Source organism: Streptomyces sp. NPDC041205 (assembly GCF_055591765.1).
Genome location: NZ_JBVIZH010000002.1, coordinates 645,874 through 658,349 on the forward strand (window position 1 = coordinate 645,874; position 12,476 = coordinate 658,349).

Annotated in this window: 10 protein-coding genes; 3 read left to right on the forward strand and 7 right to left on the reverse strand. The window is 71.4% G+C overall.

The annotated features are described in order from the left end of the window. Positions 1-20 precede the first annotated feature (20 nt). Both ACZ6BG_RS09860 and ACZ6BG_RS09865 read left to right on the forward strand, forming a co-directional pair. Positions 21-2,435, forward strand: a complete 2,415-nt coding sequence (locus ACZ6BG_RS09860; protein ID WP_468999246.1) for a ribonucleoside-diphosphate reductase subunit alpha — start codon at positions 21-23, stop codon at positions 2,433-2,435. Further along, positions 2,435-3,475: a ribonucleotide-diphosphate reductase subunit beta gene (locus tag ACZ6BG_RS09865; RefSeq protein WP_468451616.1), complete on the forward strand. Its 1,041-nt coding sequence runs from the start codon at positions 2,435-2,437 to the stop codon at positions 3,473-3,475. The genes ACZ6BG_RS09860 and ACZ6BG_RS09865 overlap by 1 nt, the downstream gene beginning before the upstream one ends. On the opposite strand, the gene ACZ6BG_RS09870 is transcribed toward ACZ6BG_RS09865, so the two are convergent. Then, entirely contained in the window at positions 3,388-3,630 is a 243-nt protein-coding gene (locus tag ACZ6BG_RS09870; RefSeq protein ID WP_468999248.1) for a hypothetical protein, read from the reverse strand. The two genes, ACZ6BG_RS09865 and ACZ6BG_RS09870, sit on opposite strands and share 88 nt — an antisense overlap. Before the next feature lie 93 nt (positions 3,631-3,723). Between ACZ6BG_RS09870 and ACZ6BG_RS09875 the strand changes: the two genes are divergently transcribed. Beyond that, positions 3,724-4,695 (forward strand): GlxA family transcriptional regulator, encoded by a 972-nt coding sequence (locus ACZ6BG_RS09875; RefSeq protein WP_468999250.1) that lies wholly within the window; start codon positions 3,724-3,726, stop codon positions 4,693-4,695. Between the two features lie 32 nt (positions 4,696-4,727). On the opposite strand, the gene ACZ6BG_RS09880 is transcribed toward ACZ6BG_RS09875, so the two are convergent. From ACZ6BG_RS09880 to ACZ6BG_RS09905, 6 genes are all read right to left on the reverse strand, one after another. Further along, positions 4,728-6,107 (reverse strand): bifunctional albaflavenone monooxygenase/terpene synthase, encoded by a 1,380-nt coding sequence (locus ACZ6BG_RS09880; protein ID WP_468999252.1) that lies wholly within the window; start codon positions 6,105-6,107, stop codon positions 4,728-4,730. Continuing rightward, positions 6,104-7,219, reverse strand: coding sequence for a terpene synthase family protein (locus tag ACZ6BG_RS09885; RefSeq protein WP_468999254.1), 1,116 nt, complete (start codon positions 7,217-7,219; stop codon positions 6,104-6,106). Before ACZ6BG_RS09885 ends, ACZ6BG_RS09880 begins: the two co-directional genes overlap by 4 nt. 427 nt (positions 7,220-7,646) lie before the next feature. Continuing rightward, positions 7,647-8,297 (reverse strand): peptide deformylase, encoded by a 651-nt coding sequence (gene def, locus ACZ6BG_RS09890; RefSeq protein ID WP_468999257.1) that lies wholly within the window; start codon positions 8,295-8,297, stop codon positions 7,647-7,649. Between the two features lie 152 nt (positions 8,298-8,449). Then, on the reverse strand, positions 8,450-9,430 hold the full coding sequence (locus ACZ6BG_RS09895; protein WP_468999261.1) for a tetratricopeptide repeat protein: 981 nt from the start codon (positions 9,428-9,430) through the stop codon (positions 8,450-8,452). 164 nt (positions 9,431-9,594) lie between these two features. After that, positions 9,595-10,899, reverse strand: coding sequence for an HD-GYP domain-containing protein (locus ACZ6BG_RS09900; RefSeq protein WP_468999264.1), 1,305 nt, complete (start codon positions 10,897-10,899; stop codon positions 9,595-9,597). Continuing rightward, complete coding sequence (locus ACZ6BG_RS09905; protein ID WP_468999266.1) at positions 10,896-12,254, reverse strand: HD-GYP domain-containing protein; 1,359 nt, start codon at positions 12,252-12,254, stop codon at positions 10,896-10,898. Before ACZ6BG_RS09905 ends, ACZ6BG_RS09900 begins: the two co-directional genes overlap by 4 nt. Positions 12,255-12,476 lie beyond the last annotated feature (222 nt).

Here is a 12,476-nt window from a genome sequence, read left to right on the forward strand (position 1 = left end):
CGAGCGAGGGAGAGCACCACGTGACCATCGCGCCCGCCGAACCCGCGTCAGCGCAGGCCGGCAAGCAGGCCGAGGCCGAGCAGGCCGCGCAGACCACCGACGGCCCAGGAACCGCCCTGCTGCGCGTCCTGACCGACCTCACCGCCGACCTCCCCGACGCCGACCCCGGCCGGGTTGCCGCCGCCGCGCTGCGCGGCCGGTCGGCCAAGGCCGACGAGGTGGAGCTGCGGGAGCTCGCGACCGAGGCGGCCGCCGGGCTCATCTCCGAGGACCCCGCGTACTCCCAGCTCGCGGCCCGGCTGCTGACCATCGGTATCCGCGAGGAAGCCGCCTCGCAGGGCGTCACGTCGTTCTCCCAGTCCGTCGCCGTCGGCCACCGCGAGGGCCTGATCGCGGACCGCACCGCCGAGTTCACCACCCTGCACGCGGAGCGCCTCGACGGCCTCGTGGCCGACGCGCTCGCCGACGGCGCCGACCGCCGCTTCGGCTACTTCGGCCTTCGTACGCTGCACAGCCGCTACCTGCTGCGCCACCCGATCACCCGGAAGGTCGTCGAGACCCCGCAGCACTTCATGCTGCGCGTGGCCGCCGGTCTCGCCGAGGACGCCTCCGAGCGGGCCCTGGACGAGGTCGCCGCGCTCTACCGCCTGATGAGCCGTCTCGACTACCTGCCGTCCTCGCCGACGCTCTTCAACTCCGGCACCCGGCACCCGCAGATGTCGTCCTGCTACCTCCTCGACTCGCCGCTCGACGAGCTGGACTCCATCTACGACCGCTACCACCAGGTCGCGCGGCTCTCCAAGCACGCGGGCGGCATCGGGCTCTCGTACTCGCGCATCCGCTCCCGCGGCTCGCTGATCCGCGGCACCAACGGGCACTCCAACGGCATCGTGCCGTTCCTGAAGACGCTCGACGCCTCCGTCGCCGCCGTGAACCAGGGCGGCCGCCGCAAGGGCGCCGCCGCGGTCTACCTGGAGACCTGGCACTCCGACATCGAGGAGTTCCTGGAGCTGCGGGACAACACCGGCGAGGACGCCCGGCGCACCCACAACCTGAACCTCGCGCACTGGATCCCCGACGAGTTCATGCGCCGCGTCGCCGCCGACCAGCCGTGGTCGCTGTTCTCCCCCGCGGACGTGCCCGAGCTCGTCGACCTGTGGGGCGAGCAGTTCGACGCCGCGTACAAGAAGGCGGAGGCGGCCGGTCTCGCGCAGAAGACCATCCCCGCCCGTGAGCTGTACGGCCGCATGATGCGCACCCTCGCGCAGACCGGCAACGGCTGGATGACCTTCAAGGACACCGCCAACCGCACGGCCAACCAGACCGCCGAGCCGGGCCACACCGTCCACTCCTCCAACCTCTGCACGGAGATCCTGGAGGTCACGGACGACGGCGAGACGGCCGTGTGCAACCTGGGTTCGGTGAACCTGGGCGCGTTCGTCGACACCGCGAGCGGCGACATCGACTGGGAGCGGCTCGACGCCACCGTGCGCACGGCCGTCACCTTCCTCGACCGCGTCGTGGACATCAACTTCTACCCGACCGAGCAGGCCGGGCGCTCCAACGCCAAGTGGCGGCCCGTGGGCCTGGGCGCGATGGGCCTCCAGGACGTCTTCTTCCAGCTGAAGCTGCCGTTCGACTCGCCCGAGGCGCGGGCGCTGTCGACCCGCATCGCCGAGCGCATCATGCTCGCGTCGTACGAGGCCTCCGCCGACCTGGCCGAGCGCAACGGTCCCCTCCCCGCCTGGGAGAAGACCCGCACCGCGCGCGGCGTCCTGCACCCCGACCACTACGACGTCGAGCTGACCTGGCCCGAGCGCTGGGCGGCACTGCGGGAACGCATCGGCAAGACCGGCATGCGCAACTCGCTGCTCCTCGCCATCGCGCCGACCGCCACCATCGCGTCCATCGCGGGCGTGTACGAGTGCATCGAGCCGCAGGTCTCCAACCTCTTCAAGCGCGAGACCCTGTCCGGCGAGTTCCTCCAGGTCAACTCCTACCTGGTGGCCGAGCTGAAGCGGCTCGGCGTGTGGGACGCGCAGACCCGCGAGGCGCTGCGCGAGTCCAACGGCTCGGTGCAGGGCTTCACCTGGGTCCCGCAGGACGTCCGCGACCTGTACCGCACGGCCTGGGAGATCCCGCAGCGCGGCCTCATCGACATGGCCGCCGACCGCACGCCGTTCCTGGACCAGGCGCAGTCCCTGAACCTGTTCCTGGAGACGCCGACCATCGGCAAGCTCTCCTCGATGTACGCCTACGCCTGGCAGCGCGGCCTGAAGACCACGTACTACCTGCGCTCGCGCCCGGCGACGCGCATCGCCCGCGCGGCGTCCGGCCAGACCGCCGCCGCTGCCCCCGTCCCCCAGCAGGTGACCGACCCCGAGGCGATCGCCTGCTCCCTGGAAAACCCCGAGTCCTGCGAGGCCTGCCAGTAATGTCCCAGTCCGCTGCCCACACCGTCTCCACCACCGGTGAGAAGAACCTGCTCGACCCGGGCTTCGAGCTGACCCTGCGGCCCATGCGCTACCCGGACTTCTACGAGCGCTACCGCGACGCGATCAAGAACACCTGGACCGTCGAGGAGGTCGACCTCCACTCGGACGTGGCCGACCTGGCCAAGCTCACGCCCGAGGAGCAGCACCTGATCGGCCGTCTGGTCGCGTTCTTCGCGACCGGCGACTCGATCGTGGCGAACAACCTCGTGCTCACGCTGTACAAGCACATCAACTCCCCCGAGGCGCGGCTCTACCTGAGCCGGCAGCTGTTCGAGGAGGCCGTGCACGTCCAGTTCTATCTGACGCTGCTCGACACCTATCTCCCCGACCCGGACGACCGCGCCGCCGCCTTCGCGGCCGTGGAGAACATCCCGTCCATCCGGGAGAAGGCCGAGTTCTGCTTCAAGTGGATGGACTCGGTGGAGAAGCTGGACCGCCTGGAGTCCCAGGCCGACCGGCGCCGGTTCGTGCTGAACCTGATCTGCTTCGCTGCGTGCATCGAGGGCCTGTTCTTCTACGGTGCCTTCGCATACGTCTACTGGCTGCGCAGCCGCGGTCTGCTGCACGGCCTCGCGACCGGCACCAACTGGGTGTTCCGCGACGAGACGATGCACATGAGCTTCGCCTTCGAGGTCGTGGACACCGTCCGCAAGGAGGAGCCGGAGCTGTTCGACGACCAGTTGCAGCAGCAGGTCACGGACATGCTGAAGGAGGCGGTCGACGCCGAGTTGCAGTTCGCGCGCGACCTGTGCGGTGACGGCCTGCCCGGCATGAACACCGAGTCGATGCGCGAGTACCTGCAGTGCGTCGCCGACCAGCGCCTCCAGCGCCTCGGCTTCGCGCCGGTCTACGGCTCCGAGAACCCGTTCTCGTTCATGGAGCTGCAGGGCGTTCAGGAGCTGACCAACTTCTTCGAGCGGCGCCCCTCGGCGTACCAGGTCGCCGTGGAGGGTTCGGTCTCCTTCGACGACGAGTTCTGAGCCGGGCTCGCGGCTGAGGGCCGCTGCTCCCGCTCGGCCTCGCGCAGCTGGCGGTCGATCCGCCGGTCGTGCGCGTGGCCGATGAGCGAGGGCAGCGCCATCAGCAGGAAGACTCCGAGGACGGCCAGCGTGTTGAGTGCGTCATGTGCGTTCATGACATCCACTCTCGCGCCGGCCGTCCTTCGCCGTCAGTGGCAGGACTGCCGCACACCCTCGATTTCCTGCCAGACCTGCGGCACACTGGCAGGATGCTGAACAACGTGGCCGCCGTCGTGCTCGACGGCGTGCATCCCTTCGAACTCGGCGTCGTCTGCGAGGTGTTCGGCCTCGACCGCAGCGACGAGGGACTGCCGGTGTACGACTTCGCGGTCGCCTCCGCCGAGGGCCCTCAGCTCTCCACCCACGCCGGGTACTCGATCACCACCGCCCACGGCCTCGACCGCCTGGAAGAGGCCGACCTCATCACCGTCCCCGCGGGCGACTCCTACGTGACCAGGGAGTTTCCGCCCGACCTCCTCGACGCCCTGCGCCGCGCCGCCGACCGCGGCACCCGGGTGCTCAGCGTCTGCACGGGCGTCTTCGTGCTCGCCGCCGCCGGACTGCTCGACGGGCGGCGGTGCGCCGTGCACTGGCGGCACGCCGAGGAGCTGAAGCGGCGCCATCCGCGCGCGATCGTCGAACCGGACGTGCTGTACGTCGACGAGGACCCGGTCATCACCTCCGCGGGCACCGCCGCGGGCATCGACGCCTGTCTGCACCTCGTCCGCAGGGAGAACGGCACGGAGGTCGCCAACGCCATCGCGCGCCGGATGATCGTCCCGCCGCACCGCGACGGCGGCCAGGCCCAGTACATCGAGCGGCCGCTGCCCCGCACCCGCTGCGACACCGTCGGCGGCGTGCTCGCCTGGATGGAGCGCCATCTCGACCGGGAGCTGACCGTCGACCAGCTCGCCGCCCGCGCCCATATGTCGCCGCGTACGTTCGCGCGCCGCTTCCAGCAGGAGACGGGCACCACGCCCTACCGCTGGCTGCTGCGCCAACGGCTCCTGCACGCCCAGGAGTTGCTGGAGGCCACCGACGAGACGGTGGACGCGATCGCGGGCCGCTCCGGTTTCGGGAACGCGGCGGCGCTGCGCCATCAGTTCGTCCGCGCGCTCGGCACGACGCCCAACGCCTACCGTCGTACGTTCCGCGGGCCCGAGGCCGACTCGGCCGCCTGACGGCGGGGGGCGAGTCGGCCGCGGGCCTCGGGTCAGCGGCGTTCGGCGCGCAGGACCAGCTTCTTCGGGTGCAGCGTGATGCCGACCTTGGTGGCCGTGTCGGTCGCGTCGACCGGGGTGAGGCGCCACTTCGGCAGGACGGTGGCCAGGATCAGGGTCAGCTCCGCCAGACTGAAGTGATCTCCGGGGCACTTACGGTTGCCGACGCTGAACGGCATCATCGCGAACTCCGGTACGCTCGCGGCGCGTTCCGGATTCCAGCGGTCCGGGTCGAACTCCAGATGCCGCTCGAACGAACGCGGATCGCGCTGCATCGCGTACACGCTGTAGACGATGTCCGCGTCGGCCGGAATGCGATAGTCGCCAAGACTGGTCTCGGCCACCGAGCGGCGCGTGAAAATCCACGCGGCCGGGCGTATACGCATCGCCTCCGTGACGACATTGCGGGTGTGCGGCAGCTCCATGAGATCGGCGAAGGCCACCGGGCGTCCCGACGTCACGGAATTTACTTCTTCAACCAACCGCCTTTCCTGCTCGGGGTGTTCGGTGAGCAGATGAAACGTCCACGCCAGCGTGGACGCGACATTCTCCGCGCCCGCGACCACGAGCGAGACCACATGGTCGTGGATCTCCTGATCGGCGAGCGGCTGCCCCGTTTCGTCGCGCGCGCGGAGCAATTCGGCCAGGAGGTCCTGTTCCTGGCCGGTGCCGAGGGCGCGGCGTTCGGCGATGATCTCGTCGACGAGCGCGTGCAGGTCCGCGAGCGCGCGCTCGAAGCGTCGGTTGGCGGGGGTCGGCACGCGGTAGAGCGGGCCGACGGAGAGCACCATGCGGCGGTAGAGACCTTCGAAGACGGTGTGCAGCGAGTCGCTGATGCGGTCCGCCTTCTCGCCGATCGAGTCGACCTCCAGGAGCGAGCGGGACACGATGCGCACGGCGGTGCGGAACATCTCCGCGCTCACGTCCACCGTGCTCCCGTGGTCCCAGCGGGCCGCCGTCGCCTGCGCCTCCTCGGCCATCACGCGCGCGTAGTCGGCGATGCGCTCGGGCCGGAACGCGGGCTGCATCATGCGCCGCTGGCGGCGGTGCAACTGGCCGTTGCTGGTGGCCACGCCCTTGCCGAGCAGGACCTCCAGGGTGTCCCAGAGGGGGCCGCCGACGATGTACTCCGGGCTCTTGAGCATCCGCCCGACGAGTTCGGGGTCGCACACCGCGTACGCGGTCTTCGGCCCCAGCCTGATCCGGACGAGATCTCCATGGTCACGCAGGGCGGCGAGGAAGCCGAGCGGGTCGCGCACCAGGTTCCAGGCGTGGCCGAGAACCGGTGCCCCGCCCTGCACCACCGGTGGGGTGCGGAGCTGTGCGGTGGTCGTGGGCGCGGGTATCGCGGAGGCCGTGGATTCGACGGTCATTCTTCACCACCAGAGGGATCGGTTTCTGCCAGGTCGGTGCTCGGGAATTCGGGAACTCCGGCGTCGGACACATACGGGGGAAGGGCCCTGTCGTCCCAACTCTCGACGCGATACCTGCCGGATTCGTGGTGGAACCAGTACACGGAACTGAACCAGTTCCGCATATTGAAGACGCAGGATTGGAGCGCGGCGCCGATGCGCTTTCCGTACGCCCCTTCGGCCGCCATTTCGTCGGCCAGCAGAAAAAGTTCCGGCTCCACTGCCAGGAAATCACTGACGCAGTCGCTCACGCGCCGGTGTACTTCCGCCACCGTCTCCTGAAGCGACAGTCCCTCGTGCTGCATGAGGGATATTCCGAGGTTGTGCACCTCGTCGCCCGCAAGCTCCTTGGGAAGCGAGCAGAGGTCGTTGTACCAGGCGGAGAAATCCTGGGTCGCGAGCGCAGCCGCGCGATATGCCGGGTGTTTACGGACGGTGTCCGGCAATTCGCAGCGCGCGGTGGGTTCGAGCAGATCGATCCACACCCAGTGCGCGAAAGTGAGGCGTCGCAGTTCCACGTACGCCTCGACGGCCGGGACGGTCCCGGTGCGCCGGTTGCCGAACTCGTGGTCGTAGGCGTCGATCACCGGATGGAAGTGCCGGGCGAACCGCGCGTTCCAGCGTGGCCCGAGGTGCGAGTAGAGCCTCAGGACACAGTCCGCGAAGCCCGCGACCAGTGGGTCCGGATGGGCCAGTTGCTGCCGCGGGTGCTCCAGCGCCGTGTGCAGTCCCTGGCACAGCCGCCGCCACTGCGCCGTCCTGCCGTGCACCGCGTCCCGGTCGTGCCGGTCGTCCCAGCCGAAGAACCAGGAGCTCAAGTCCGCGATGGCATCGAGCAGTTCGTCCGGGGCACCGATGTAGTACCCAGCGACCAGGTCGGTGTAGCAAAGGCCGTCGGCATATGCCGCAACCTTGTCGGGGGGCATGAGCCGCTTTTCCAGGAGCCATGCCCGCGAGTTCTCCTGAAGCTTCGGCCAATACGGATGGAGATGACGAGGAAACTCCGACTCCACCACCGGAAGGGCCAGCGGGGGCGGTACCGATACCGCCCGCGTTCGAACTACTGGACGCATCGGCCCAGTCGGCTTGCGGCGTTGCCGTGGTACGCGTTCCGCCGCATATGCCGGAAGCCTTGTCGGTTCCCGTGCCGTCCGGTCCGACTGCGAAGTGCTGTGTGAGGAAGCAGGCACGAACAAACCCCTCTCGACCGCCTGAGGACACACGCCCCTCCCGCCGTGCCGGGCGCGCGCCGTTGCGTATCCCCGCGCTTTCCATTCAGCACCACAACTGACCGTTCAGGGAACAGATTTGCGCCATTCACTACCCCGGTGTGCCGAGAACATCCCCTTACGTGACTGAATCTGGATCACCGGCGTCCGATCGTGGGCTAGTCCTGTCCGGTTCTGCACGGGCACACCAACGGCCCCTGGTCAGTGGGGTGTTCCCGACCAGGGGCCGCTGCTGTCACGTACTTCCCGTGCGCCTCAACCGGGGCGCAGTTCAGTCATTCGGCACCACGGGGTAGCGCGGTGTGCCCTCTTCCATCTGCCGCAGCGCGTCCTTGCGCTCCCGCTTGGAGAGACGGTCGATGTAGAGATACCCGTACAGGTGGTCCGTCTCGTGCTGCAGGCAGCGCGCGAAGTAGCCGTTGCCGCGCACCTTGATGGCGTTGCCCTGCTCGTCCTGGCCCGTCACGACGGCGTAGTCCGGGCGGGCCAGCGGCGCGTAGGCCGTCGGCACGGACAGGCAGCCCTCGCCCGAGTCGTCCAGGCTGCGCTGGTCGGCGGGCAGCTCCTGGAGCACGGGGTTGCACACGACGCCGACGTGCCGGACGCCCTCGTCGTCCATGCAGTCGTAGACGAAGACCTTCAGGTCCACGCCGATCTGGTTGGCGGCCAGGCCCACGCCCTGCGCGGTGCGCTGGCTGGCGAACATGTCGTCGACCAGCTTCGCGAGATCGTCGTCGAAGGCGGTGACGTCCTTGCACTCCTTGTGCAGGACCGGGTTGCCGACGACCGTGATCGGCCGGGAGGTGCCGCGCTCGCGGTAGGCCGTCTCGCGCTCCTCGGCGTCCTCCGTGTCGATGACGAAGCCCTCGTCGTCGACCGGGAGCACTCCACCCGTGTAACTCTGCTCAGTGTCCTGCGCCATGTCCGCCGTATGCCTTCTTCCTGGGAACCGCTGCCTGTGGTGCCCGTACAGGGTACGGCGTCCGCCCGCGCCGGACGGGCGCAAGGAATCAGCCCGTCCGGCGCTTGCGGACGAGCCGCGCAGCGGCGACGGCGCCGCCCGGAGCCCAGGGGCTAGCAGACTTCTTCGAGGTCCCGCCAGTCCCGCGAGTCCGGGCTGTCGGCGACCCACCCGTCGAGCAGCCCCCGCACGAGCCCGGCCGGCGCGGCCAGGCCGCACTCGCGCTCCGGCACCCACAGCGCCCCCGGGCTGCGATGCCCGAGCGGCCCCGGATGGCCGGGCTCACTGTGGTCGTGGGGGTCGAGGTGCTCCCCGTCCCCCTCGTCGCTCGGCATCCGCGACTCCGAGCACATCCGGCACAGCAGCCGCACGGACGACGACCAGTCCTCGGCGGCGAACCCGGCGTCGGAGGCGAGCCGCTCCAGGGCGTCCCTGTCCTCCTCGGTGGCGGCCTCCAGGAGCACCACCCACGTGGGCACCGGCGAGGGCGCCCACAGCTCGATCTCGTCGAAGACGGGGTACGCGTGCCCGGCGGCCGTGGTCCGCTCGCCGTGCGGCACCCCGTCGTGCAGGACGACCTCGCCCCAGCGGCGCCCGGAGGACGGCAGCGGGATGGAGAGCACCTCTATCCGCGCCGGGTCCAGCCTGCGGCCCCACACGACCTCCGCCTCGCCCTCCGGCGAGAGCCGCACGGCCGCGCTGCCCAGCTCCATGCCCATGGGCTCGCCGGTGGCGGCGACACCGCCGGGCACCTTCAGGCCGTACGCCTGCCAGGCGCGGCGCGCGAGCGGCCAGTCCTGGAGCGCGGTCGCCGCGATGCCCACGTTCCACCAGTCGGGGGCCCCCGCGGAGCGGTCGAGCAGCGCCACGGCCCTGAGGCCGGCGGCCCGCGCCTGCTCCCAGTCGTGCCGGAACTTGTGCAGGAGCGCGAGGTTGAACCAGGACTCGGACAGCCAGGGTTCAAGGTCGGCGGCACGTGTCAGGAGCGCGCCCGCGTCCTCGTAGCGGCCGTCGCCGATGAGCGTGAACGCCCGGTCGGTGGCCTGCCGCCAGGAGGCGGAGGGCCGGTGCCGTCCCTTGCCGAAGATCCTCACGATTCCCGCCTGCCAGCTCTTGTCGGGGTTTCCCCGCTGCCGTGCTGTCGCGCTTTCGCGCTTCCTTCGCATCCAACCACGGACCGTCGGACGGCCGCTCATTACCCATGGGTTACCCAGCAGGGCACGGGGTCAGACGGCCCGTGGCGCACACCACCGCGCCGTCACCCGCGCTCCCCGACGGGCCCCTCACGAAGCCCGTCGGAGCCCTCCTGGGCCGGCTCCGGCGGCCCGGAGGCCTGCCGCCGCTCCCCCGGCCGCCCCCGGCCCCGTGCGAGCACCCGTGCCAGGGCCTCCACGACCTCCGGCTGGTAGTCCCTGCCGGTGGCGAGGCGCAGCCGCTCCAGGGCGCTGAGCGGCCCCTGTGGCCCGTGTTCCCGAGCCATCTCGTCGTATGCGTTCGCGACGCGCACGATGCGCGCGGTGAGCGGCTGGTCGCGGTACGGATCGGCCTGGCGCTCCACGACCACGGCGACGTCGGCGGCGACACCTGTCTGGCGTACGACGGCGCCGCCGAGCAGGGCTATCCGGCGCTGCTCGGCCTCGGGCAGGGCGGCGGTGGCGCCCGCGGGGACGGGGTCGACGAGGGAGAGCTGGCCGATGTCGTGCATCAGGGCGGCGTGCTCCAGGACGCCCAGGTCGGCCCCGGAGAGGCCGAGCTCGCGGCCGGTGGCGCGGCTGAGGTCGGCGACGCGGCGGGCGTGGCCGGGCGGGGTGTACCCGGCGATCTCGGTGGCGCGGGCGAGGGAGGCGATGGTCTGCCGGTAGGTGGTGCGCACGGCCGCGTACCGGCGGAAGGCCAGTTGGGTCAGGAGCAGCGGCAGGCTGAAGACGGGCAGCGCCCACAGCCCGGCCACGGCGACCGCGAGCGCCATCACGGCCCCCGTCGCGCACACGGCCGACCCGATCCCGGCCATGCCCCGCAGCTCGTCCCGCAGCAGCGGCCCGAACGGCCATCCCGACCGGGTGTGCGCCATGGCGGCGGCGAGCACGGCGTCGCACAGCGCGGTGAGCGCGAGGAGTATCACGATGACGGCGGCGTACCCGGGCCCGTGTCCGGCGATGGCCGCCAACTGGCCGGAGTTGTAGAGGGGCTGGAAGCACAGCGCGGCGAAGGCAACGGTCAGCACCCGGCGGGCGATGTGGTCGAGGGACGGGCCGCGGCCGAGCGCCACATGCGGCACGGCCGCGACCAGGCCCGCCGCGACGACGACGGCGACGACCTGCAGGACCCCGTGGTGCGTCGGTCGCCCGCCGCACTCCCCGAGCAGGGCGTACGCGAGCGCCCCCGCGGACCCGAGCGGTGCGGGCTCCCGCTCCGCACCGCTCCCCCACCGGGCCAGTTCCCCCACGGCTATGAGCACCCCGAAGGCCAACGCGACCCCCGGCTCCTCGGCACCGCGCCACAGGGTCGCCCCCAGCGCCCCGGCGGCGAGGAGCCCGGCGGCGGCGCGGACCACACCCGTCACGACGCGGTGGGGGCCACCCCGGCCATGGCGTCCCCGTCCACCCCCGGAGCCACTCCAGCCACAGCGCCCCCGTCCGCACCACCCGTCCCGCGCCCCTCGGCACCGTCCCCCGCCGTCACCTCCGAGTCCCACCCATGGCGGTCCAGGGCCCGTACCAGCGCTCCGACCATCGCCGCGTCGAACTGGACTCCGGCGCAGCGTCGCAGTTCGGCGACGGCGGCCGGGACGGGGCGGGCTCGGCGGTAGGAGCGGGACGAGGTCATGGCGTCGAAGGCGTCGGCGACGGCGACCACGCGGGCGGACTCGGGGATCTGGGTGCCGATCAGGCCGTAGGGGTAGCCGCTGCCGTCGATGCGTTCGTGGTGGTGCAGGATCGCCGCCCGCGCGTCGCCGAGGAAGCCGATGCCACGGACCATCTCGTGCCCGTACTCGGGGTGCAGCTCGATCACCCGGCGCTCCTGCGGTGTCAGCGGCCCCTCCTTGCGCAACAGCCGGGTGGGGACGCCGAGTTTGCCGACGTCGTGCAGGATCCCGGCGAAGCGCAGCACCTCCACGCGCTCGTCGGCCATGCCGAGTTCGCGGGCGATGAGGACGGCGGCGCGGCCGACGCGCTCGCTGTGGCCGCGGGTGTAGCGGTCCTTGAGGTCGACGGCCTGCACGAGCGCGCGGATGGTGGCCTGGTGGGCGGCGCGTTCGCGGTGGTACTGGGCGAACACCCAGCACGAGACGCCCATCGGAAGCAGTACGAGGAGGGCGGCGGGCGGGCCGTAGGGGCTCTGCCACAGGACGGCCATCATCAGCCCGGCGAGCCCGTGCACGGCGACGGGCGCGAGCGAGCGGGGCAGCGTGCCGCGCCAGGCGGTCCGCGCGGGCACCCGCTCCGCCGTCACGAGGATCCCGCCGTCGAGCGCGGCGAGGACCCCGGCGAAGGCGAGCACGGCGGCCGCGGCGGGCAGCAGGACGTACGGGAAGTGGGGCGCCGAGGCGGCCCCGGGCCCGTCGAGCGCGGCGTACGCCTGTCCCGAAGCCCAGGCGGCCAGGGCGAGTTGGGCCGCGCGCCAGACCCGGCGCAGCCACCGCGGCCGCCGCTCGACGCGGGCGCACAGGGCACCCGGTACGGCGACGAGGGCGGCGGCCGCGGGCGGCAGCAGGAAGACCCCGGCGAGCAGGACGGGGAAGAACGTGCGGGCGGCGACCTCGTGCCGCACGGCGCGCTCGCCCCCCGCGTACAGGGCGGCGAGCAGCGCGAGGACGGTCCATCGGGTGTCCGGGCCGAGCGCGGGCGCGACGCAGGCGGCGCCGCCGAGGGCGACGCACAGGACGTATCCGCGGGCCCGTGCCGGAACCGAGCGCATGGCCGCCTCCTCCCCGATCCAGGTCCGGAGATCCGGAGACTAGAACGGGGTTCGGGCATGCCACGGCTCGCAGCCGCGAATTAGCACCTTCGAGTGAGAAAGCGCGTAAGAAAGAAGAGAAACGAACGTCCGACGGCTGAATTGCGCCGCCCGAACGGCTCAGCGGATCACACCCGCACCGCCCGCCCGCGCCGCCCCGACCGAATCAGGGCCGAGGAGCCG